Here is a 23,955-nt window from a genome sequence, read left to right as displayed (position 1 = left end):
ATTCCCTACTCCATTCCGCAGCTCGACAACGGTACGACCGAATACGTCCGACACCCGGGCGACCTCGTCTCAGACGGACGCACGCATGTCAATATCGAGAGTCTTCAGTCCGGACTCGGCTGCGTGAACAGCTGGGGACGGCTGCCATTACCCGAATACCGGATGCCGTACAAGGACTATGAGTTCAGGTTCCTGCTGAAACCCGTAACCGGAGGCAGGTAAAAAATCGCCGGACCATCCGGAATAAACACATCGGCGGGAGTTACGTTCTCAAAACGCAACTCCCGCCGATTATTCGTGGGTTGTGAAGCTAAAAATGTATCCTCTGTAAGCCTCTGGTTGTTCTTTTATGGTTTAGTGGCTTTATTTTTATGCGGTTGTGAAATAGATACTTTGTTAAAACAGTTATTCTGGAGTTTTCTTACAGGTTGTACGATAATTTATTCTGTTTTGGGGTGGATTATTAGTGCCAATCGAAAGAACTTTTGGGTAGACTTTTCATCTTTAGGACATGCAATAATATAAGTATTTTTGTTGTACTTATACTTTTGGAAAGGTTGACGGACATTGAGTATTATTGGAATCTTGTTTTATGCTGTATAAAAGTCATGGAATAAAGCAAGGGTTGTAAGAATGGAAATAGAGGAATCTTCTGAGAAAATACAGACAAAATGCGTCGCTTTACAAAAAGACATGGATAAACTCATAAATGTTAATGAGGTTTTGCGCAATTAGAAGTTGAATCATCAGAGTAAGAGCGTGCCAAAACCAATAGAGACATTTTGTAATCTTCAAACCTTTTCCCTGTATTTATCCATACCAAAGGAGGAAATTATCTTTGGGTGTGAATATCATTAAATACCGTTGTGCCGGTCGATAGTCGGGGACTATTTCGATGCGAAATCCGCGCATACAGCGAAATTCCGGCGGAACGGAGAGCGCCAGGTCGGGAAAAATCGGGGAAAAGTCGTTTTTCGGCTGTTCAGGGGCTTTGCAAATCTATATAACATTCGGGGGTTTTAAGATGTAATGCGTTTTATATTAGGATATTGTCGGTGGTTTGGGTCTATATTTTTGAAGCGGGGTATTTCCCCCCCCCGGGGAAATGGGTAATTTTGCCTCATCCCCTCATAGGAAGATTTCGATTCGTAATTTTTTTAATATACACCTAAACCTAATTATCCATGAAGAGAACCTTTTTACGCCTGTTGCTTTTATCGGGCTGTGTGTGTCTGCTTCCCTCCTGCATCGAGGACAAGGCGGAAGATGCCGCACACCGGCTCGTTGTGAGCAAGGTCGAGGTGGAGCTGATCCAGACCGGGATGCTGAATACCGGTTCGAAAGCCTCGCTCGACGTACTTGCAAACCGGGGGTATGCCATCACGTCCGACGCCGAATGGCTCGATGTCGACAAACCGACCGGAAAAGGCCGCGTTTCCGTGACGCTCGAAGCGAAGCCCAATGAAACCACCGGCGAACGTACCGGACACCTCACCGTTACGAGCGGAAAACTCTCCGAGCGGGTCACTGTGACGCAGACGCTCGATCCCGATCCCGACGACGGGAATCCTGTGGGATACACCTACTATGACGAAAACTTCGACTGGATTGCCGTATACGGCGGTGCCGACTGCGTAGGCGTCGGTTCGCAGGATAATGCGAAAAACATCTATTCCACCGGCGACGCACTGCAAAAGTTCGGCGAAGCCGGGCTCGAAGATTACAATCCGGTCGGCAGGACGATGTACGCCTGTGCCGGATATTTCAAGATGGGGGCGACGGACAAGCAGACCGGAATCATTCTGCCGGCGCTGAAGATCGGCCGCAAGAAAGCCTCCAATGTCGAACTTACGTTCGATGCCTGCCCGAATATCGGCGGAACCGGCAAGGTCGATGCGGTGACCGTTACGGTCGAGATCGTCGAGGGGCCGGGCACGGTCAACGGCAACTCCGACCGTGAGAGCGAGGGTATGAAACCCGACCAGGCCTGGAAATGGACGCCGATGAGCGTGAAACTCTATGGTGTGACCGCTGCGACCCGTATTGCCATCCGTTCGACGCAGCAGGGAGAGCGCGGGGTGACTGCCGGCGAAAAAGGTTATTTCCGCTGGTATCTCGACAACGTGAAGATCGTGAAAGCTCCGCGCAATTAACCCTAATCAATTCAAAATCAGAATTACAATGGATTTCAAGTATATGATAATCAGGGCGTCGTCCCTCCTGTTGCTGCTGTCGGGTTCTCTCTTCACGGCCTGCGACGACGACGATCCCGATGCGTTTATCTCGGTTTCCAAGCAGGAGATCGAAGTGGAATACAACGGTTTGACGGCCAACGGCGAGACGGTCAATTTCGACCTCGGGTCCAACCATGCGTGGCGGGCGACCTACGTCGAGGAGTGGATACATCCGACCCATACCGAGGGGGATCGCGGACGTACGCGCATCTTCCTTGCGATCGACGAAAACAACACGGGTAAAGACCGTGAAGGCTATGTCATATTCGAGGGCGACGGTTCGCGGCGAACGGTCGCTGTCATCCAGAAACTCAAAGTCGATGCCCTGATGGTTTCCCCGGGCAAGCTTACCGTCGTCAAATCCGGCCTGCTGGAGACGGGGGCAAAGGCTTCGGTCTATATCTCCGCGAATAGCGACTGGACGATCGAGGTCGCCGGGGACAGCGGTTGGATTACCCCTTCGAAAACCTCGGGCAAAGCCGGCGAAGAGGACGTAGAGCTGACGATCACCCAGAATACGACCGGCGCCGTGCGTACCGGTACATTCGTCGTGATCGCCGGTTCGAAGCGTGCGACCGTCACCGTGACTCAGAACCTCGAGGGGCTGAAAGTTTCCGCAACGTCGTTCAGGGTCAATAAGTTCGGCTTTGCCGACGAGGAGCGCACGCCGCTGACGTTCACGGTCACTGCCGCCGAGGCATGGACCTCGACCGCCGACGGCTGGCTGACGCTCAGCCCGGCTTCGGGCGATGCGGGCGAAACCGAGGTGACGCTCACGGTCGGAGAGAACGGTACGGGGGCTCTCCGCAGCGGAGAAGTGAAGATCGTCACTGCGCAGACCGGACTCGAAGAGACCGTAAGTGTCAGCCAGAACGCCAAGGACAATCTGTTCGAGGACGACGGCCAGCAGGTCGGGCATGTCTATTATAACGAGCCGTTCGACTGGTGCAAGCCGTTCAACAAAGACGACCAGGTAGGCAGCGACGGAGTTAAAACCAGCACCCTGCCCATTTACGGCACGACTGAGGATCGGAAAGAGGGCAACGCTGCGTTCGTGAAATCGGGACTTAAGGATTATAATCCGGATGGAGAATGCATGTACCTGGCCTCCGATTACCTGAAAATGGGACGGGGCGGTAACCAGACCGGAGTGATCCTGCCGGCTCTCGATGCCGTGGCAGAGGGTTATTGCACAGACGTGGAACTTACGTTCGAGATTTGTCCCAATATCGGTGGCAGCAAGATCCCCGACGAGGTTACCGTTTCCGTCGAGATCGTCGAGGGACCGGGTACCATCGGCGGTGAGGCGAAGCTGAGCGACCCGATAACTCCCGAGGGTAAATATGTGTGGACGCCCGTGAGCATGAAACTCTACGGCATTACGGCCGACACCCGGATTGTTATCCGTTCGACCCAGCAGGGACAAAACGGCTACTTCCGCTGGTTCCTCGACGACATCAAAATGACGAAGATCGCAGCCGAATAGTCCTGCGGTGTCAAATCAATGAAAAACAAGAAGACAGATATGAAAAACAGATTTGCAGATACGGGAAAATCCTATGCAGGGTATTTTCTGCGTTTCGTGTTCTGCCTGGTGCTGACGGCGGCCGCGTCGCTGGCGCAGGCTCAGAACCGCAACCAGGTGAGCGGCAAGGTGACCGATAAGGCCGGAGAACCGCTCATCGGCGCTACGGTCGTAGTCGTCGGCACGACGACGGGCACGACGACGGGCACTGACGGGCGTTTTACGATCGGGGTTCCCGCCGGAGGCGAACTGAAATTCTCCTATATCGGCTATGTGGAACAGACCGTCAAGGTCGGTGCGCAGTCGGTGCTCGACGTCGTTCTGGAAGACGACAGCCAGATGTTGAAAGACGTCGTCGTGATCGGTTACGGTACGATGGAGAAGAGATCGGTGACTTCGTCCATCTCCTCGATCAAGGGCGACGACCTGGTGGCCGGTATGGGCGGCTCGACCATCGCCACGGCGCTTCAGGGCAAGATTCCCGGCCTGACCATTTCGGGCAGCGCCAGCCCTAACAGCAGCAATGACTTTCAGCTGCGCGGCGTGGCCTCGGTCAACGCCAGCAAAGGTCCGCTCGTGATTATCGACGGTATCCCCGGCGGCGACATGCGTGCGCTCAACCAGGAGGATATCGAGTCGGTCGATGTGCTCAAAGACGCCTCGGCTGGCGCGATCTACGGTACGCGCGCCGCCGGCGGTGTGATCCTCGTCACGACCAAACAGGCCCGGCAGGGCCGCGTAACAGCCCGTTATACGGGCGAGTTTTCGGTAGAGGCCATCCGCAAGACCCCCGACCTGCTTTCATCGGGCGAGTATGTCGAGTACGGACTCGGCGAGGATTACGGTTACGATACCGACTGGTACAAGGAGCTTACCAATGAGCTTCCGTTCTCGCAGCGCCATTCGGTGAGCATTTCGGGCGGATCGAACGTGGCGCAGGTCTATACCTCTTTCATGGCGCAGAACCAGAAAGGCATCGTCATCGGCGACAACCGCAAAGACTATTCGGGGCGTGTCAACGCCAAGTTCAACCTTTTCGACGGGGTGGTCGAAATCCGCACCAATGCCCAGTTCCGCGAGGCCGAGCGCGACGACCGCAACTCGTCGGGCATCTTCAAGATGGCTTTCGGGCTCAACCCGACCATTCCGCTCCGTGACCCCGCCAATCCGTCGGCCTACAACGTCGTCGGCAACGGCATCTCGGGAACGAGCTTCAACCCCGTGGCCGATATCATGCTCCGCACCAACAACGGCAAGGACCAGTGGTTGCTCGCGGATGCTACCGTGAAGATCAACCTGATGAAAGAGCTTTCGATCCAGGGTACGGTCGGCATCGACAAGCGCCAGTACCAGCAGTACACCTACGTTTCGCACGACCATAAGGAGTCGATCGACAACAGCCGCCGCGGCGGAGCGTCGCACAAGTTCAGCAAGGACAACCGTGTCTCCATCGAGGCCTATGCCAACTATCACAAGGTTTTCCGCGAGGATCATACGTTCGATGCGGTTGCCGGTTATAGTTTCTGGCAGGCCGGCGGCGAAGATTTCAACATGGCGAACTACGACTTCCCGGTCGATGGGGTCGGTCCGTGGGATATGGGCGTGGGTTCGTACCTCTCGGAAGGGCGTGCCACGATGGACTCGGGCAAGGACCCGCGCGAACGGCTGCTCTCGTTGTTCGGACGTGTCAACTATTCCTACAAGGACCGCTACATGGTGAGCGCGAGCTTCCGCCGCGAGGGCTCCTCGAAATTCGGCGCAAACAACCGCTGGGGTAACTTCTGGGCCCTCTCCGGAGGCTGGCGCATCTCGAACGAAGCGTTCCTGCGCGACGTGAAGTGGGTCAACGACCTCAAAGTCCGCCTGGGCTACGGCGTCACGGGCAACAACGGCTTCGGCAACGGCTATACTACCCGTATGTACAAGGCCAACGACATGTGGCCGACCAACGGCATCTGGCAGCCCGGTTACGGTTCGGTCCGCAACGTCAATCCCGACCTCAAATGGGAGGAGAAATCGGAGCTGAACTTCGGTCTGGATTTCTCGCTGTTCGACGATCGCCTGTGGGGTAAGTTCGATGTTTACCACCGCAAGGTCGACGACATGCTCTACTCGGTCAATGCGCCGATGCCGCCGATGGTGCACGACAAGATCATGAAGAACATCGGCAGCCTGGAGAACAAGGGCTGGGAGTTCGAACTCGGCGGGGATATCGTCCGCCGCAAGGATTTCCGCTATTCCTCGAGCCTGCGCCTGTCGCATAACAAGAGCAAGATCAATAATATGGGCGATGACGGTTTCTTCCTCGACCAGGTGACTTTCCCCTCGCCGGGCAACCCGGGTACGGCCGTGCGCCTGCAGAACGGCGTCGAGATCGGCCAGTTCTTCGTCTACAAGTATGCCGGGCTCGACGAGGACGGCAAGTGGATGATCTACGACAAGAATAACGAGATCGTGCCCGCCGTGGACGGCACCAAGTCGAATCTCGTCGCCGAGAACAAGCACTTCGTGGGCAATGCCATTCCGAAAGTGATCCTTTCGTGGGACCATACGTTCCGCTACAAGAACTGGGACCTGTCGGTTTTCCTGCGCAGCTGGCTCGACTACGACGTGTTCAGCCAGGTCAACATGTACTACGGGCTGGCCAACGATTCGCAGCTCAATGTCCTCAAGTCGGCCTATACGCGCAACCGCAACATCAAGGACGAGAAGATTCTCTGCGACTACTGGATCGACGACGCCTCCTTCCTCAAAATCGACGCCGTCAACCTCGGCTATACGCTCGACCTGAAGAGGTGGACGCGCTACATCCAGTCGGCCAAGATCTACCTGACGATCCGCGACGTGGCCGTATTCACCAATTACAACGGCATCAATCCCGAGGTCGACATCAACGGTCTGAATCCCGGTTTCGAGTATGTGAACAATACGGCGTCGATGTATCCGCAGACGACCCGTTTTACGCTCGGCGTGCAATTAACGTTCTAAATAAAATCAGAGATGAATATGAAATTCAAACATATAGCAGCCGTATTGGCCGGGGCGGCCGCTCTTGTCGCTCCCTCGTGCAGTCTCGATGAGAAGTTCTATTCGGAGGTGACTCCCGACACGTTCTTCACCTCGCCCGAGAGTACCTATGCCGTGCTGTGCCGTCCCTTTACCCATTGGAAGTGGTATATCGGCGCCGACCGTTGGTATCTCCAGGAGTTGACGACCGACGAGATGGTCTGTCCCAAACGCGGCGCGGACTGGTACAACGGCGGAGAGTACTATCGCCTGCACTATCACACCTGGTCGCCCGACGACCGTTTCGTCGTGAACACCTACGACGGCACGACGGGCGGTATTTCGCGTGCTTTGGAGGCCAAGGCCGACCTGGAGGGCGTCGACTACAACGCCATCGGGCTCAGCGACGCCGTCAAGGCCGACCATATCAACCAGCTGAACGCCATCACGGCCTATTTTTACATGAAAGGGCTCGACTATTTCGGAGGAATGCCGATTTACCATTCGGTGAACGACGGCCTGCGTCCCCGCAATACGGCGCTCGAAACCTTCCGGCACGTCGAAACGCTGCTCAAAAACGCCATTCCCTCCCTGGCGAAGAAATCTTCGCTCGGAGCCTCGGAGGACGGTTACATCAAGCAGGCTGCCGCTGCGGCGATGCTGGCCCAGCTCTATTTTAACGCCGAAGCGTACATCGGAGAAAAGCATTTCGACGAATGCGCGCAGATCTGCCGCGACATCATCGGCGGTCTTTACGGCGTTTACGAACTGGACGATACGTGGTACGGTCCCCACACCTTCGACAACGACTCTTCGCGCGAGGCGATCTGGAACGTTCCGTCGGAGAACTCGAAGGTCGAGTGGAACTGGTATTTCAAGTATTTCTACCACTATTCGTCCTATGTCTATTTCGACATCGAAACCGCCGGTTACAACGGATTCATCCTGGCGCCTTCGCTCAATCCGCAGGGGAGCTACTATACCCAGTGGAAACTGGGCAGTCCCTACCGCAAGTTCAACGACAAGGACCTGCGCAAGAAGCCTTACCGCTATCTCGGCAACAAGCAATACGAGGGTATGTTTCTCGTCGGCAAGCAGGTCAATTTCGACGATCCGACCAAGGAGTGCCTGGGGCAGAAAGAGTACAGCGGCAAAGTTATCAATATGGTGGATCAGGTAGCCCGCTTCTCGGAGGTGGGCAGCAAATACGGCTCGGTGGCCGAATTGCCTTCGACGATGGCCGACGGCGAGGAGAACTCGGGCATCCGTCTGGTGAAATCCCCGCAGCCCAACCTTGCGGACAAGCAGCTGCGCTGGAATCCCGACTGCCCGGTCATCCGCCTTTCGGAGATTTATTACATGCTGGCCGAATGCGAATTGCGCGCCGGACACAAGAAGGAGGCCGCCGAACTGATCAATCAGGTGCGTGCGCGTAACTTCGAGAACCGCAACGATCCCGATCCCGTGACCGTGGACAACCTCGACGAGTACCGCATGCTCGACGAGTGGATGATCGAGTTCCTCGGAGAGGGCCGCCGCCGTACCGATCTGATCCGCTGGGGTGCATTCACCTCCGAATCGTGGTGGGATCACACCCCCTCGAACGACCGGAACATGAACCGCTTCCCGATTCCCAACTCGGCCATATCGGCCAACAACCTGATCAAGCAGAATCCGGGGTACGGAGGTGCAGCCGAGGAGTAGAATGCCGCTTTTCCCCGGATGCCCGAGGGCGTCCGGGGAGAAGTCCGGCTTTTGCATAAACCAAACAAAAAAACTGAACAATGATCAAATACCTGTTTAAATACCTGCTGATAGTCCTGCTCGCCGTAGGCTTCACGGCCTGTTCCGAGGACGAAGGCGCCCAAATACTCGGCGGCCTTTACGAAAAGGTAGACATCACCCCCGAACCCGGCATGAACCTCGTGGGCCGCGTTACCGACGGCAAGAATCCGATCGAAGGCGTGGTCGTGAGCGACGGGTTCACCGTAACGGCCACCGATGCGCAGGGGGTCTACCAGATGCGTGTGAAGAAAAGCACTCCGTTCGTGTTCGTATCGGTGCCTGCCGACTGCGAAATCCCCCTTAAAGACGGTTTTCCGGCCATCTACAAAAAGATCAGTCTCGGCGACCGGGATGTCGTGCAGCGCAGTTTTACGCTCGAGCGCACCGGCAAGAAGGAGCGGTTCACCCTGTTGGCGTTGGCCGACGTGCAGATCGGCCGCGACGACGAGGTCGTCATGCTCGAAAAGGAGGTGCTGCCTTTGCTGGTGCCCTACGTACAGCAGGAGTTGGACAAGCCGGTCTACGGCATTTCGCTGGGCGACCTGGTGTGGGACAACATGCCTTTCCACAGCGTTTACAAGGAGCAGATCCGGAAGATCGGCGTACCTGTCTTCCAGGTGATCGGCAACCACGACCACGACAAGGCCATCGGCGTGGACACGGAGGCCGACCATAGTTTCCGTTCGGCGTTCGGCCCCACCTATTATTCGTACAATATCGGCGACTGCCATTTCGTCGTGCTCGACGACGTGCTCTACACCGGTTCTTCCAACTATACCGCCGAAATTACCGAGGCGCAGATGGCGTGGCTGGAACAAGACCTGAAATATGTCCCCAAGGACAAGCTGATTATCCTCGGCGTGCATATCGCCACCTCGCGCCGCAACCGTCCCACGAGCCACGTCGCCAACTACCGGGAGCTCTACGAACTGCTCGACGGGTACAATGTCCGCATTCTTTCGGGACATTCGCACAACAACTACACGACGACGATCTCCGAAACCATCGAGGAGAATACGCTCGGCGCCGTGATGGGCGCCTACTGGAACGGCGAGGAGCTGTGCAACGACGGCAGTCCCCGCGGCTATGCGGTCTACGAGATCGAGGGCAACCGGATCAAAAACTGGTACTACAAAGGCACGGCCTATCCCGAAGAGTACCAGATGTACCTCTACGGTCCCGGACAGGCGGTGTCTGAGAAATACCGCGACGGGTTGATTTTCAATATCTTCAACTGGCATTCCACCTGGACGGTCGAGGTGAAAGAGGACGATGCGGCCTGGACGACCCTGCCCTCCGGATCGAACCTGAAATACGAGATGGACCGCCGTGCCTATGACTTCATGTTCGGCGAAACCGTGCCCGAACACCGTCCGACGGCAGAACCGGAGTCGAACTGCGACCATATGTTTTATTACAAACCGTCGTCCGCGGCCTGGAACGAAGTCACGGTAAAGGCTTCCGATCCCTACGGCAATGTCTATACCGAGCGTATCCGCAATACGGCCGGTCAATAGTCCGCGCACGACAGCTTTTTCTCCGCACCGACTGTTACGGCGGTGCGGAGAATTTTAATACCCAACTCATTTTTAACGATTCATGAAAAATCGCATTTTACTGCTGCTGCTGTTTCTTTGCGGCGGGATCGCCGCTTCGGCGCAGCCTGCGGGCAATCCCCTCGTTTTCGGCGAAAATCGCCTGACGCTCATCACGCCGACGCTCTTCCGTCTGGAATTCGCCCGTGACGGCAAGTTCATCGACGATCCCACGATCTTCGCCTACGACCGTTCGAACCTGCTTCCTGCGGACCGGTTCGAGGTGCGGGCGCTGGGCGGCGACCGTTACGAGATCACGACCGAGGCCCTGCGTATCGTCTACGAGCATGACGGGTTCCCGTTCGGACTGCATAACTTTGCGGCCTACTATAAGCTCAACGGCAAGGAGAAGAAGTTCACCAACCGCTGCATCTTCCGCAACAACCTCGGCGGTCCGGTCGAAACCCTCGACCGCGTTACCGGGGAGATACCCATGCAGGACGGTCTGCTGAGCCGTGACGGCTGGTATGTGATCGACGACGAGCGGTCCGATCTCCTGGTCGACGGATGGCTCTGCCCGCGCGACACCCGCAGCCATGTGCAGGACCAGTACTGCTTTGTCTACGGCAACGACTACAAGGCCGCGCTGGCCGATCTGGGAGCCATCAGCGGGCGGGTTCCGATGACCCGCAAATACATCCACGGCGTCTGGTACTGCCGCTACTGGGACTACACCTCCGAGGAGTTCCTCTCGATCATCGACGGCTATGAGCAGAACGACTTTCCGCTCGACAATCTCGTCTTCGACATGGGTTGGCATACCTATACGGCAGAGATCGGAACCGGCCATGCCGGCAGCCGCAGCTGGACGGGGTATACCTGGGAGCGCAAACGGATTCCCGATCCCGAAGCGCTGATCGCCGAGGTGCACCGCCGCGGCGTGACCGTGTCGCTCAACGACCATCCGCACGACGGCATCCGTCCCCACGAGGAGATGTACGGCGCCTTTATGAAGGATATGGGGGCCGATCCGGCCAAACCGCTTCTTTTCGACCTGGGCGACCGCAGATATATGGAGACGTTCTTCAAACACGCCCATCATACCACCGAGGATATGGGCGTCGATTTCTGGTGGCTCGACTGGCAGCAGAACTACCTCTATCCCGAGGTGCGGGGATACCGTTCCACCTCGTTGCAGTGGATCAACGAGCTTTACTACCGGGAGACGGAGCGGAAAGGGCTGCGCGGCGCGGGTTACAGCCGTTGGGCCGGATGGGGCGACCACCGCCATCCCATCCAGTTCTCGGGCGACGCGCAGGCCAACTGGGAGATGCTGGCTTTCGAGGTCAAACTCACGGCCGCCAGCGGCAATGCGGGCTGCTACTACTGGGCGCACGACATCGGCGGATTCCGCGGCGACCCCAATCCCGAACTTACCGTGCGTTGGACGCAGTTCGGAGCCTTGTCGGCCGCCCTGCGCGTCCACTCGACCAAGGATGCACGCCTCGACCGCCGTCCGTGGCTCAGCGGCGACCGCGAAACCGCCGCCATGCGCCGCATGTACCACATGCGTTCGGAGCTGATGCCCTACATTTACAGCAGCGTTTGGCAGACCCATTCGACGATGGTGCCGCTGAACCGCCCGATGTATATCGAATACGGCGGTGACGAACGCGCGTACTGCAACGAGCAGGAGTTCCTTTTCGGAGACCTGCTGCTCGCCGCACCCGTTTCCTCGCCCGGCACGGGGCCCGACAAGGTCGCTTCGCAGCGGGTGTGGTTCCCCGGAGAGGATGTCTGGTACGACTTCTTCACCCACGAACGCTTCGACGGCGGTCGGGAGTGCGAAATATCCAAGCCGCTCGAGGAGTTTCCGCTCTACGTCCGGGGAGGCTGGGTGCTGCCCATGCAGCCCTATACGCCGCGTCCCGCCTCGACGCCGCTCACGACGCTTGTCATGCGCGTCTACCCCTCGGCCGGCGACGCTGACAACACCTATACGCTCTACGAGGACGACGGTGTGACCCGGGATTATGAACGGGGTGCGTATGCGACCACGCAGCTCAATTACCGCCGGGCGGGCAGGGTGACGACCGTGACGGTCCGACCCGCCGAAGGCGTCTACGAGGGGCAGGTGGTCAAACGCGCCTACCGGCTTCAGCTTCCCGCCGCCGGGAAGATCGAAAAAGTGAGGGTCGGCGGCCGCACGGTGAAGCCCGTGTTCGATGAAACGCTGAAATGCAGTGTGGTGGAGGTTCCTGCGACTGACATCCGCCGTGAAGTGAAGATCGAAATTGTCGGTTGATCCGGTTGCCGGAGACCGCGACGTGTGACGAATCTCCGCCCGGGAACGGTGCGGGATTCGTCTTTTTTTGTAAATTTGTACATAAACCCGAACCGATGAAGATTTCTCTGCCGTATATCGTCTGCGCTTTCTGCCTTGTCGGGCTTTTTGCCTGCCGTCAGGGAGAAATGGAGTTGTTGCTGACCGAGCTGGACCATACCATCGAAAACAAGGCCGTTTATACCGAACGTTTCAACGGCCGCGCCGATTCGCTGCGCCGTGCGCTGCGGGACGCCGGTGACGACACGCGGCGCTGGCAGACCGCGAACCGGCTTTTCGACGCTTATATCACCTACAATATCGATACGGCCGCCCGTTACGTCGCCCTGATGTACGATCTTGCCGAGCGCACGGGCCGCCGGGATATGAAATTTCTGTCCACCACCTGCGACATATCCGTTCTGATCGGCCGTAACAACATCGAAGACGCCTACGACCGCATTCGGTCGCTGGATACCGCGGGTATCACCAGGCGGATGCGTGCGAGTTACTACACCCAGCAGATGGTCGTTTACAGCCGTCTTGCCTCGCAGAACACCTCCGAATCCCGCAGCAGGGCCTATGCCGATACGCTTGCCCGGATACGGCGCGTGCGCATCGGTTTCGACGGACACTCGTACGTCACACGCCAGCGGTTGCTGGCTATCGACCTGCTGTCGCAGCAGCGTTGTGACGAGGCGCTCGACGTGCTGCTGCCGCTTTACGATTCCCGGCATAGTTCGCGGACGCGGGCCCGCGTGGCATACAACATTGCCAACGTGTACGAAACCCTCGGCGATCGCGGACAGCGTAAATTCTGGCTCGCCCGTGCTGCGGTGAACGACCTGCAAACCCCCGTCCGGGAGTATCTCTCCCTGTATGAACTGGCGCTGATGATGTTCGAGGAGAAGGACATGGAGCGTGCGGCCCGCTATATTCAGTGTACGGTTGCCGATGTGCTTTCGTGTAACTACAATACACGTATCTTCCACTCGAGTCAGGCCGAGATGATCATCAATCAGGCCGTGGTTTACAGCATCAACTCCCGCAGCCGCATCCTGACGGTCATGGTCAGCGTTTTTCTGCTTTTGCTGGTGATCATAGCCCTGCTGCTGTTCCACACGCAGCGCCAGCACCGGCGGCTGAGGCGCAACACCTCGTTGATTTACGAAGTCAACAAGCGGCTTCACGAACGAAATGAACAGTTCCGGATCGTGAACGACCATCTGCGCGATGCCAACAAGATCAAAGACAGTTATGTGTTCCGCTATATGCAGCTCGCCACGCATTACATAGGCCGGGTCGACGAATACCGGATGGAATTGCGGAAAACCGCGAAAACCGACGGCACGGAGGCCCTGATGCGCAAGCTGCGCTCGCCTTCGGACGTCGACCGCAGTTATCGTGATTTCTACCGCATCTTCGACGAAACATTCCTCGGCATTTTCCCCGATTTTGTAGAGCGGGTCAACGACCTGCTCGAAGAACCGGCGCGTTTTCCGGTGCGCACTGACGGTGCGCTTTCGACCGAACTGCGTATTTTGGCCGTCATGCGGCTGGGGATCACCGACAGCGGATGTATTGCCAGTTTTCTGAACTGCGCGTCGGCTACGGTCTATACCTATCGCACCAAACTCCGCAATTCGGCACTCGGATCGCGCAGCGATTTTGAAAAGAGGATTCAGCGTATCGGCCTCTGACAGGCATCCGGTCCGGCCGATGCCGTGCGGGACCGCACGAACGAACTGCTGTGGGCTACGGCCGGCGATGTGCTCCATACTTACCGCTACACCCGGGCTGACGGCAAACCGGCGCTGGTGTTGCAGGACACCTATCCGCTTCCCGACGGGCAGAAGGACGCCCACGACCTTTTTCCGGTGTACGGACTCAACCAGCTTTGGCTCACTACGCCCAATGCGATCTGGAAATTCAATGTCTCCTCCAAGGAGTTCGCCCGCTTCAATGCCAGCACGACGGTCAACGTCAAGTGCGTGTCGTCGGGCCCGGCCGATTACGAGACGATCCTGCTTTATCCGACGCAAAGCTACTGGTCGGACAAGCTGATCGACACCGGCGGCCGCAGCGTTTACCGGCGCGGCGGCGCCCGGATCTACAAGGGCCGCTGGATGCTCGCCAATACGTTCAGTTATCCCGAGGACCATCAACCTCAAAACTGACAGACTTATGAAACACATCGTAAAATGGATCGTGCCCCTGCTCCTGGCCGCCGTGGCGGCAGGATGCGGGACAGAGCGCCGCAGTGCGCTCGAAGCCTATCGCAGCTGGCCCAAGGGGCTGTCGGTATCGCTGACCATGCCGGCTGAAAAATTGCAGCAGGTCAAAGAGGCCGGGTTTGATTATGTGGAAGTGACGCTCAATTCGCTGCGCGGGAAATCCCCTGAAGAGCGGCTTGCGGCTATCGGGCGTTTCCGCGCCGATGCCGAGCAGGCCGGACTGACCGTCTGGTCCGTGCATCTTCCGTTCGGCCGCGCCTGGGATATCAGTTCGCCGGACGATTCGCTGCGTGCCGTTCATTTCGAAAACAGCGTGAATGCGATCAACACGCTGGCCGAAATTGTCCGCGACACCGGCGCCCAGCTGTTGATCGAGGATCTGCCGCGAACCTGCCTCTGCAACACTTCGGACGAGATGCTGGCCTTGTTCGGGCGGACAGACCCTTCGGTCGGCATTTGCTTCGATACCAATCACCTGTTGCAGGAGACTCCCGGGCGCTTGCCGGTGCCTTTCTCTTGGCCGCGTGCAGCGACGACGAACCTGCGATTCCGGCACAGCCCGACTTTATCGTCGTGGGGCTCGAAGCCCCCCCCCTATACCGTCCGGATGGGCGATTCGTTCGAACTTTCGGTTCCGGAGGCGCTGACCGTCGTGAGCGGAGGCGATACGGAGCGCGTCGTGCTCAAAGCCAACCGCAAGTCGGTGAACATTCCGGCAAACAGCATTTCGGTGACCACGGTCAGCAAGACGGGGCTTTCGGAAACCCATCGTTTCGAGAAGATGATCTGTGTGCTTCCGACCGACGGGTATCCGGCCAAGCGGTACGGTGCGTAGCGAACTATTAACCGATATTTGACTTTAAATGCGGTTTCTCGGGAAGAGGCGACAAGCCTTTTTCCGGTGTTCGAAATAAAAACTCAGCCGGACACCGGCTGAGTTTTTATTTGTTATTCGTGCACGATCCGTGTCCGAAGCCGCAGGTCGGCCGAGGAGGAGCCGACCGAGATGATGAACTCGCCCGGTTCGACGGTGAATTTCCCTTGCAGCGAGTCGTAGAAGGCGAAGGCGTCGTCTTTCAGGCGGAGCGTTACGCGTTTTGTTTCGCCTTTGCGAAGGAATACTTTGCGGAATCCCTTCAGCTCTTTGGCGGGGCGGGGAACCGAGCATTCCGGGTCGCTGACGTAGAGTTGGGCGACCTCTGCGGCGTCGGTTTTGCCCGAGTTCGTCAGGTCGAATGACACGGTGTAGACATTGCTTTCGCGTGTGACCGTGAGGTTCGAATAGTCGAAGGTCGTGTAGCTCAGCCCGTAACCGAACGGATAGAGCGGCTCGGTCCGGGTCCGGTCGTAGCCCCGGTAGCCGACGAAGATGCCTTCGTTGTAGGCGATCCGCAGGTAGGTCTCCTTCCGGTAGTCGTTGAAGACGTTGTTGTAGTAATTGTCGTGCACGGGGTTGTCCTCCCAGCGTTTCTCGATGGTGATGGGCAGGCGGCCGCCGGGCGAGACCCGGCCCGAGAGGATCTCGGCGACGGCCTGGCCTCCCTCCTGCCCCGGGTACCAGGCCATCAGGATCGCCGCCACTTTGTCGTGCCATTTCGACATGTCGATGCCGCCGCCGCTGTTCACGACGAGGATCACGCGGTCGTTGAGCGATGCGGCGTGTCCGATCAGTTCGTCCTGACCCTCGGGCAGCGAGAAAGTGCGGTCGGAGTTCTCCTTCTCGGTCTCGGGGCTGAATCCTACGCAGAGAACCACGGCGTCGGCCGTGCGGAGCGCTTCGTCGCGGGCCTCGAGGTCGGTGAATTCGTATTTGAAATGGACCGAGGCGCTGCTTGCCGTGTCGAAATACTCGATCACGACGGGGTAGATGCGTCCGGCTTCGAGGTTCAGTTCGGCCGACCGGGTGGTGAGCCGGTGGTTGCCCCAGTCTCCGGCCACGCATTCGCCGCCGATGAAGATGCGGTAGCCGTCGTCGCCCCCGATCGTGAAGCGCAGCGTCGTGTTCGCCGCGGGTTTCAGTACGCCCGTCCAGCGGATCGAGAAGTTGTCTTCGGGCATCCCCTCCGCCGGGCTGCCCTTGCCCCAGTCGTACTCCACTGCGGTCTCCGTGCGTTCGATCACGGGTGTTCCCCGGAATTTCCGGTTGGGAAAATAGGCGGCCCGCAGGCCGGGTTCGCGGCAGTCGGAATCGGTGTAGAACCCACCTGCGCTGAGGTCGCTGCGGAGTTTGTCGCTCAGGTCGGCGATTTTCCAGCGGCGGCCCAGCGATTGCATTCCGTCGAGCACCGGGACGGTCGAGCAGGGGTGTACGTAACCGCTTCCGCCGCCTGTCACGACCCGTGCGGCGTTGGGGCCTGCGACGGCGATCCTGCCTCCGCGCAGGGGCAGCAGGCCGTTGTCGTTTTTCAGCAGGACGATGCCTTCCCGGGCCAGTTGGAGGGCCGCCTCGCGCGAAACGGCGTCTTGCTCGGGGATGGAGGCGTCCCGCTGGTCGCGGTCGAAGAACCCGAAAGCGATGAGCGATTGAAGGATGTGCTGTACTTTGAGGTCGATGGTTTCTTCGCGCACCAGTCCCGTTTCGATGGCTTTCAGCAGGTTTTCGCGGTTCATGAACTTTCCGGAGGGCATTTCGAGATCGAGGCCCCCGTTTGCGGCGCCCACATCCGAATAGGTGGCGTTCCAGTCGGACATGAAGATACCCTCGAAACCCCATGCCTCGCGCAGCGTGCGCACCGCGAGGTCATAATTCTCCGATGTGTGCACGCCGTTGAGGGGATTGTAGCTCGACATCACGCTGCCGACCCCGGCGTCCTGCACGGCGCGCCGGAAGGCCGGGAAATAAATCTCCTGCAACGTCCGTTCGTCGATATCCGAGCTGGCATGGTGGCGGTTCCACTCCTGGTTGTTGCCCGCGAAGTGTTTGACCGTGGCCATCACGCCCTGCGACTGCACGCCCCGGATGTATTGCACGGCGATCTCTCCCGTGAGGCAGGGATCTTCGCCGAAATATTCGAAATTCCGGCCGCAGAGGGGCGAGCGGTAGATGTTCACGCCGGGGCCGAGCAGGATGTGGACCCCGCGCGCCCGGGCGTCGCGTCCGAGCCCGACTCCCATGTTGTAGACGGTTTCGGGGCTCCATGTTGCGGCGGCCGCGATGCCGCTCGCATACATCGTGCTGCGGGTGTCGTTGCGGACCCCTTGCGGCCCGTCGGCCATGCGGATTTCGGGGATGCCCAGCCGCGGCACGGCGCGGATGTAAAAGTCGTTGTAACCTCCGATATAGTCGATTTTCTCTTCGAGGGTCATGTGTTTCACCAGCTCCGCGGCGCGGGATTTCGCGTCCGGGGTGATCGTCTGTGCCGGAAGGAGCACGGGCGCCAGCAGGAGCGTGAGCGGTAACAGTCGTTTCATTGGTTTATTTTGGGTTTTCAGGGTATTTGCAACAGCAGTAATACGGCGCTTTTACCAGCGTTCACTTCGCCTGATGAGATGCCGGTGACGGCGACGGGCAGGACCCATTCGCTGCCCGAGGGAAGTTCCGCGAGCAGTTCCGAAGCCCTGAATGTGACGGTGACGTTCGCTTTCCAGCGCTTGGCGCCGAGTTCCACGCTCCGGGTGTCGAATGTGCAGTAGGTTTCGGGCAGCATCCGGTAGCCGGTTGCGTTCTCCTCGTTGTAACGGTCGAGGGCGTATTCGCTGATGCCCAGCCGGACGGTCACGCCGTCGTCGTTATAGCCGCCTTTGTAGACGGTGAGCACGGCCTGCGGCTCTCCTGACTCCGGGAATCCGACCGTTTGCAGGCCCGCCTGCACCAGATAGACCTCGGTGGGGATCGTGAGGTTCACCTCCCTGCCGTCGTTGCATGCGGGCAGAGAAAGCAGCCAGAAGCAGCAAAATACGACGGAAAAGCAGGTTTTCGTGAATGAAAAAGTTGGATGTTTTTTCATCGGTCTGTTCATTAGTAGGTTAATAACCCGGATTCTGGACCAGGTTTTGGTTGATGTTGATCTGCGAGAGCGGAATGGCCATCCAGTAGGACTTGGGGGTGATGAAGGTCCGCGTGCCGCTCTCCTTCATGTTGACCACCTGGTAGAATCCCGGGCCGTCGGAGGCTTCGAGGTTCCACGATTTGGGGGTGTGCCCCAGCATCTTGCCGGCGGTTTTCCAGCGGCGGATGTCGTGAAACCACCGCGCTTCCATCGCCAGCTCGATCAGCCGCTCCTGATGCAGTACGTCACGCAGTTTTTGTCCTTGCGGAATGCCTCCGGCGCGGTTCCACGACACCTCGAAGTCGGGCAGTCCGGCGCGTTTGCGGACTTTGTTCAGGTAGACGAGGCTCTGACTGCCGAGCGATCCGGTGTATTCGAAGTCGGCCTCGGCGTAGCTCAGGTAGAGTTCCGCCAGCCGGATCAGCGGAAAGGGGTATTCGCGGTAGGTGTATTGCTGCGACCCCTTGTCGTAGGCAAGTGTCCGATGGATCCACTTTTTCAGCACATAGCCTGTGCAGCTCTGGTATTCGTGGGCGATATTTCCCGTACTGCCCTGACGTTCGCCCTTGCGGCAATGGAGCGTGAACGACTGGTTGTTGATCTCGTAGGGGCCCCGGTCGTAGCCTACCGAGGCGTAGAAACGCGGTTCACGGTTGAGGTGCAGGAGGGCCGTCTCCTTGTCGGGGTCCATCTTGTAGAGGTCGAGGCCCTTCGTTTCAGGGTCGGCGTCCATCGGAAGCCCGTTCTTCGAGTAGTACGTCTCCACCAGTTCGAACGTCGGAACGACGTAGGGGTTGAAGCTCGACGTGTTGTAGGGGTCCTCGATACGCGCTCCGCCGCGGAACTGCACGTTTCGGATGTAGGTCTGGTCGCCCGAGGCCCACAGGTATTCGGGGTTCTGGGGCCACGTCGGCTCGACGAACAGGTCGTGGTAGTTGATCTCGCCCCGCTCGGCGTCGGGAAGCGCCGCCGCGGTGGGGTTCTCGTAGAGTTTATAGCCGTTCTCCTCGGCCAGTGCGATCGCCTCTTGGGCCGCCGTGCGCGCCTTTTCCCACTTTTCGGGGTCGTACTCCTGGGCGATCAGGTGCCGCCCCGACTTGTCTTTGAATCCGGCGTAAAATTCCGAGTTGCCGTTCACCAGCGGACTGGCGGCGTAAAGCAGTACGCGGGCTTTGATGGCCTTGGCCGCCACGGAGGTCGCGCGGCCCAGTTTGCCGGCAGGCTGTGTGGCCGCCATTAGGGCGGCGGCCTCGTCCAGCAGGCGGGTCACGAACGTCACGCATTCGTCGTAGGGACGGCGTTCGGGATAGATCACGGATTCGTCCGTCTCGTTCTGGCCGATCTCCCGTTCGACGATCACCGTCGGACCGTAGTACGACATCAGCTGCCAATGATAATAGGCGATCAGGAACTTGGCCTCGCCGATCCACTGGTTGCGGGTTTTGGGGTCGAGTCCCGGGACCTTGTCGACGTTGTCGAGCAGGATGTAGCAGTAGCGGATGCCCTTGAAGAGGTCGTAGTTCTGGCTTCCCGAGGGGTTGCCTTTGACGTTCCACATGCCGAAATAGGTCGTCGTGGCACTCTCCTCGTTGTAGAGCAGGCTCTTGTAGGGGAAATAGCGGACGGCCCCGACCCAGCCGGTCATCACGTCGCCGCCGGCGCAGTAGTCCGGCATCGGGCGGTAGCCCGTGACGTTGGGGATGTAGTTGTAGAGCGTGGCGAGGAATTTCTCGGCCTGCGTTTCGGTTTTGAAGATGTCGCGCAGCTCGGGGGTTCCCTCCGGCAGCACGTCGAGGTAGTCGGTGCATGCGGCCGCGGAGATCGCCGCGAGCAGGACCAGAAGGCGGTGGTGAAGTTTTTTTATCATGGTTCTCGGAGGGTTAGAAGTTATATTGAACGCCGATTTTCAGCGTTTTCTGTAACGGATAGACCAGCCCGTTGCCGCGCCCCAGTTCGGGGTCCCAGTTTTTGAACGGGGAGAAGGTCAGCAGGTTCGTGCCGACGAAGTAGACACGCAGCGATTTGTGGGTGAAGCCCAGTTCGACGGTCTTCAGGCGCAGGTAGGCGCCGTTGCGAATCCAGAACGACGACCGCTGGGTGTTGTTCTTGTTGTAGTTGATGTCCAGACGCGGGTATTCCGCATCGGGGTTCGGGGCGGACTCCCGCCAGTAGTTGTCGGCGACCCATTGGGTCATGTTGAAGCCCGAGTACTGGTCGTCGCGGAACGGGTGCATGTCGATCATCTCGATTCCGTAGCGCCCCGTGCCCTGGAAGAAGAACGAGAAGTCGAATTTTTTGTACTGGATGTTGGCGCCGAAGCCGTAGAAGATTTCGGGGATCGTCGGGCGGCCGATCGAGGTCTGGTCGTTGTCGTCGATCACGCCGTCGCCGTTCAGGTCGCGGTATTTGATGTCGCCCGGGAGCACCGTGCCTGAAAAGGTCTGCACGGGGCTGCTGTCGATCTCCTCCTGCGAGGCGAAAAGTCCGTCGGCGACCAGTCCCCAGAGCGAGTAGATCGGCTGGCCCTTGCGCAGCATGTAGGGAGCCGTGCCCCGCGCCTCGTCGCGGAAAACCGTTTCGTTGTGGGCATAGGTGAACGTTCCGCGCACGGAGACGATCAGGTCCTTGCCGAAGGCCCGGTTGTATTCGAGCGAGCCGTCGACGCCGTAGTTGCGGACCTTGCCGATGTTGCCGTAGGAGGTCTCGCCCGTGTAGCCCATCGACGAGGGGAGCGACACGCGCTGCATGAAGATGCCCGAACGGTTTTCGTTGAAAGCGTCGACGATGATGCTCAGGCTGTTGTCGAACATGTTGAGGTCCATGCCGGCGTTGAACTTGCGGCTGATCTCCCACGAGGCGTCCTCGTTGCCGAGCAGCGTGATGCCCGGGCCCGACTGCTGGGCATATTTGTCGCCGAAATAGACGTTGAGCTTGTTGTCCATCGTGATCGTCGAGATGTAGGGGAAGCGGGCCGCCAGGGCGTCGTTGCCCGATTCGCCGTAGGAGACGCGGAATTTCAGGTTGTTGACCACCTTGGTCAGCGGCCTGAAGAAACCTTCGCGCGAGACCACCCAGCCCACGGCCACCGAGGGGAAAAATCCGAAGCGGCGCCCGCGGATGAAATTCTCGCTGCCGTTGTAGCCGAAGTTGGCCTCCATGAGGTATTTGCTCTTGTAGCTGTAGGTGAGGCGTCCGGCGAGTCCCTGTTCGCGGAAGGGCAGCACGTCGGTCTCGGTCGACGAGGGGCGGTTGTTGAGCTTCTCGCGCTGGTGGTAGACCAGCATGGCGTTGACGTCGTGGTCGCCGAACGTGCGGGCGTAGTTGGCCGAAGCCTGGAACTGGAGTTCGCGGTATCCCGAGCCGCTGGTCCATGTTCCCAGGTAGGTCGAGCCCACGGGGTTCTGCGGCAGTTCGCGGATGGAGTAGTCGTAGCTCCCGTCGTCTTTGATCATGTAGTCCGAGAGGGTGTAGTAGAAGGGCCGGAAGTAGCGGGCCACGTCGTTGTAGGTCTTGTTGAAGAAGGTCACCATGCCTTTGACCGAGAGTCCTTTGGTGATGAAATCGAGGTTCTGGTCCACCTGCAGGTTGTTGGTCATGTAGTTGGTATGGCGGTCCTTGTAGCCCCGGCTCAACTCGGCGTAGGGGTTGATGTCGAGGCCGTTGCCCCACGATTCCGAGTTGCCGTAGACCGTGTAGTTCACGCCGGCCTTCTCCGAGGGAAACGTTGCGGGAAACGACACCGGGTTAGCCCGCATCGTGTAGTAGAAGAGATCCGAGACCGAAACGTCGGGCAGGTGGCGGTAGTAGAGCTGGGTGTTCATGCGCAGACTCACGCGCGTCGTGCGCGTCAGTTGTGCGGCGATGTTGCTCTGGAAAATGTATTTCTGGGCGTTGATATTGGTGTTGAACTTCGATTCCGAGGGGCGGCGCACGATGCCGTCTTCGTTGTGGATCGAGGCGTTGAGGAAATAGGTGATCTTCGATCCGCCGCCCCGGGCGTTGATGTTGAAACTCTGGTTCCAGGTCATGTCCTTGAACAGCATCTCGTACCAGTTGTTGTTGGGAAAGACGTAGGGGTTGAGGCCCCGGCGCGTCCCTTCGATCTTTTCCTCGGAGTAATAGGGTTTGAAATTGCCGCGCTCGGAAAGGGCCGTTCGGGTCCAGAGCGCTTCGTTGAAAGCCTCCATGTAGGTCACGCCGTCGGCGATCTTTTGCACGCGCGTCGGCATCGAGATGCCCGCTTCGGCCCGGACGTTGACCGTCAGTTTCTCGGAGTTGCGGCCCTCCTTGGTGGTGACGATCAGCACGCCGTTGGCGCCCCGGCTGCCGTAGAGCGCCGTCGCCGTGGCGTCTTTGAGCACCGAGAACGACTCGATCGACTCGGGGGCCGTGTGGTTGAGCATCTCGGCCACGACCTCCACGCCGTCGATGATGATCAGCGGCTCCTTGTTCGTGCCGAAGGTCGAGATGCCGCGAATCCAGAAGTTCGCGCCGTCGGCTCCGGGTTCGCCCGACGACTGCACGGAGACCATGCCCGCAATGCGTCCGGCGAAGGCCGTCGTCAGGTTGCTCGAAGTGACCTTCAGTTCCGAGGGCTTCACGGCCTGCACGGCGCCGACGAGGCTCTCCTTCTTCTGGACGCCGAAGCCTACGACCACTACTTCGCTGATGCTGTTTTCGGCTTCGAAGAGCTGAACCAGCTTGAAGAGGATCGGGTTGTCGGCCGGGACGCGGCGGGTCTCGTAGCCCAGGAAGCTGAACGACACCTCGTGCGTTCCCGGGGGAACGTCGATCGAGTAGTAGCCGTCGGGACCGGTGATGGTGCCGGCGTCCGAACCCTCGACATAGACGCTGGCCCCGACGATCGGCCGGTTGTCGGTCGCCGAAATGACATTGCCGCTGAAGGTTTGCCTGGCGGTCACCGCGGCGGCGGATCTGGCCGGAGCCGGGGGCAGGGGGCTCACGGTGATCTGCCGTCCCCGGATTTCATAGGTCAGTCCCGATTTTTCCAGTAATTTGTCGAGGACTGCGGGGACGGGCTGTGTTGTCAGGTGGAGCGTGACGCGGTGCGCGGTGAGGCGCGGCCGGGTGTTGTCGGCATAGATAAAGGCGTAGTCGGTTTGTTTTTCGATCTGCAGGAACGCCTCCTGCAGGGTCGCGTTTTTCAGGTCGAGAGTGACCCGCTGCACGGCTTCGGGTGCGCCGAACGCCCGGACCCCGCCCGCGAGGAACATCAGTACGAGCAGGGCGCCTCCCCGGCGGATCGGGAACAGGCCGCGGCGCTGCATCCATTGGTAGAGTTGTGTCATTTATAAAGTTTTTAA

At 58.8% G+C, this 23,955-nt stretch carries 14 protein-coding genes; 10 read left to right on the top strand and 4 right to left on the bottom strand.

Features of this window, described 5'->3' with window-relative positions:
• From BLU78_RS11565 to BLU78_RS11520, 10 genes are all read left to right on the top strand, one after another.
• Positions 1–222, top strand: a 222-nt coding sequence (locus tag BLU78_RS11565) for a beta-galactosidase small subunit-related protein (RefSeq protein WP_143029398.1), incomplete at its 5' end; no start/stop codon positions are given.
• Between the two features lie 962 nt (positions 223–1,184).
• Entirely contained in the window at positions 1,185–2,153 is a 969-nt protein-coding gene (locus tag BLU78_RS11560; RefSeq protein WP_231290932.1) for a BACON domain-containing protein, read from the top strand.
• Between the two features lie 28 nt (positions 2,154–2,181).
• The gene (locus tag BLU78_RS11555) at positions 2,182–3,720 is read left to right on the top strand and encodes a BACON domain-containing protein (protein ID WP_010265011.1); all 1,539 of its coding nucleotides are present in this window, start codon (positions 2,182–2,184) and stop codon (positions 3,718–3,720) included.
• 39 nt (positions 3,721–3,759) lie between these two features.
• Complete coding sequence (locus BLU78_RS11550; RefSeq protein WP_010265009.1) at positions 3,760–6,747, top strand: SusC/RagA family TonB-linked outer membrane protein; 2,988 nt, start codon at positions 3,760–3,762, stop codon at positions 6,745–6,747.
• Between the two features lie 18 nt (positions 6,748–6,765).
• A complete protein-coding gene (locus BLU78_RS11545) occupies positions 6,766–8,469 on the top strand; it encodes a RagB/SusD family nutrient uptake outer membrane protein (protein ID WP_026020805.1) in 1,704 nt (567 codons plus the stop codon).
• A gap of 80 nt (positions 8,470–8,549) precedes the next feature.
• Complete coding sequence (locus tag BLU78_RS11540) at positions 8,550–10,067, top strand: calcineurin-like phosphoesterase C-terminal domain-containing protein (protein ID WP_010265007.1); 1,518 nt, start codon at positions 8,550–8,552, stop codon at positions 10,065–10,067.
• A gap of 82 nt (positions 10,068–10,149) precedes the next feature.
• Positions 10,150–12,390, top strand: a complete 2,241-nt coding sequence (locus BLU78_RS11535; RefSeq protein WP_010265006.1) for a TIM-barrel domain-containing protein — start codon at positions 10,150–10,152, stop codon at positions 12,388–12,390.
• 95 nt (positions 12,391–12,485) lie between these two features.
• Positions 12,486–14,108, top strand: a complete 1,623-nt coding sequence (locus BLU78_RS11530) for a DUF6377 domain-containing protein (protein ID WP_010265003.1) — start codon at positions 12,486–12,488, stop codon at positions 14,106–14,108.
• A 24-nt stretch (positions 14,109–14,132) separates the two neighbouring features.
• Positions 14,133–14,585: a DUF6528 family protein gene (locus BLU78_RS11525; RefSeq protein ID WP_010265000.1), complete on the top strand. Its 453-nt coding sequence runs from the start codon at positions 14,133–14,135 to the stop codon at positions 14,583–14,585.
• A gap of 7 nt (positions 14,586–14,592) precedes the next feature.
• The gene (locus tag BLU78_RS11520; protein ID WP_010264998.1) at positions 14,593–15,477 is read left to right on the top strand and encodes a sugar phosphate isomerase/epimerase family protein; all 885 of its coding nucleotides are present in this window, start codon (positions 14,593–14,595) and stop codon (positions 15,475–15,477) included.
• Between the two features lie 113 nt (positions 15,478–15,590).
• Here BLU78_RS11520 and BLU78_RS11515 read toward each other — a convergent pair whose 3' ends face one another.
• Genes BLU78_RS11515 through BLU78_RS11500 form a run of 4 tightly spaced genes read right to left on the bottom strand, consistent with a single transcriptional unit; the run spans position 15,591 to position 23,940 of the window.
• Complete coding sequence (locus BLU78_RS11515; RefSeq protein WP_010264997.1) at positions 15,591–18,053, bottom strand: beta-glucosidase; 2,463 nt, start codon at positions 18,051–18,053, stop codon at positions 15,591–15,593.
• A gap of 17 nt (positions 18,054–18,070) precedes the next feature.
• Positions 18,071–18,589: a DUF1735 domain-containing protein gene (locus BLU78_RS11510; protein WP_010264996.1), complete on the bottom strand. Its 519-nt coding sequence runs from the start codon at positions 18,587–18,589 to the stop codon at positions 18,071–18,073.
• A 19-nt stretch (positions 18,590–18,608) separates the two neighbouring features.
• On the bottom strand, positions 18,609–20,498 hold the full coding sequence (locus tag BLU78_RS11505) for a RagB/SusD family nutrient uptake outer membrane protein (RefSeq protein ID WP_010264995.1): 1,890 nt from the start codon (positions 20,496–20,498) through the stop codon (positions 18,609–18,611).
• A gap of 13 nt (positions 20,499–20,511) precedes the next feature.
• Complete coding sequence (locus tag BLU78_RS11500; protein ID WP_010264993.1) at positions 20,512–23,940, bottom strand: TonB-dependent receptor; 3,429 nt, start codon at positions 23,938–23,940, stop codon at positions 20,512–20,514.
• Between the last annotated feature and the right edge of the window lie 15 nt (positions 23,941–23,955).

Source organism: Alistipes timonensis JC136 (genome assembly GCF_900107675.1).
In the GTDB taxonomy this organism is placed as follows: Bacteria; Bacteroidota; Bacteroidia; order Bacteroidales; family Rikenellaceae; genus Alistipes; species Alistipes timonensis.
The sequence above is the reverse complement of the archived record's forward strand: the minus strand, read 5'-3'. Positions and strand labels throughout refer to the sequence as shown.

Excerpts from the sequence above, each read along its gene's own strand:
- BLU78_RS11510 (WP_010264996.1), bottom strand. The coding sequence starts at position 18,589 with ATGAAAAAACATCCAACTTTTTCATTCACGAAAACCTGCTTTTCCGTC.
- BLU78_RS11520 (WP_010264998.1), top strand. The coding sequence starts at position 14,593 with ATGAAACACATCGTAAAATGGATCGTGCCCCTGCTCCTGGCCGCCGTG.
- BLU78_RS11530 (WP_010265003.1), top strand. The coding sequence starts at position 12,486 with ATGAAGATTTCTCTGCCGTATATCGTCTGCGCTTTCTGCCTTGTCGGG.
- BLU78_RS11560 (WP_231290932.1), top strand. The coding sequence starts at position 1,185 with ATGAAGAGAACCTTTTTACGCCTGTTGCTTTTATCGGGCTGTGTGTGT.
- BLU78_RS11515 (WP_010264997.1), bottom strand. The coding sequence starts at position 18,053 with ATGAAACGACTGTTACCGCTCACGCTCCTGCTGGCGCCCGTGCTCCTT.
- BLU78_RS11550 (WP_010265009.1), top strand. The coding sequence starts at position 3,760 with ATGAAAAACAGATTTGCAGATACGGGAAAATCCTATGCAGGGTATTTT.
- BLU78_RS11535 (WP_010265006.1), top strand. The coding sequence starts at position 10,150 with ATGAAAAATCGCATTTTACTGCTGCTGCTGTTTCTTTGCGGCGGGATC.
- BLU78_RS11540 (WP_010265007.1), top strand. The coding sequence starts at position 8,550 with ATGATCAAATACCTGTTTAAATACCTGCTGATAGTCCTGCTCGCCGTA.
- BLU78_RS11505 (WP_010264995.1), bottom strand. The coding sequence starts at position 20,498 with ATGATAAAAAAACTTCACCACCGCCTTCTGGTCCTGCTCGCGGCGATC.
- BLU78_RS11545 (WP_026020805.1), top strand. The coding sequence starts at position 6,766 with ATGAAATTCAAACATATAGCAGCCGTATTGGCCGGGGCGGCCGCTCTT.
- BLU78_RS11555 (WP_010265011.1), top strand. The coding sequence starts at position 2,182 with ATGGATTTCAAGTATATGATAATCAGGGCGTCGTCCCTCCTGTTGCTG.
- BLU78_RS11500 (WP_010264993.1), bottom strand. The coding sequence starts at position 23,940 with ATGACACAACTCTACCAATGGATGCAGCGCCGCGGCCTGTTCCCGATC.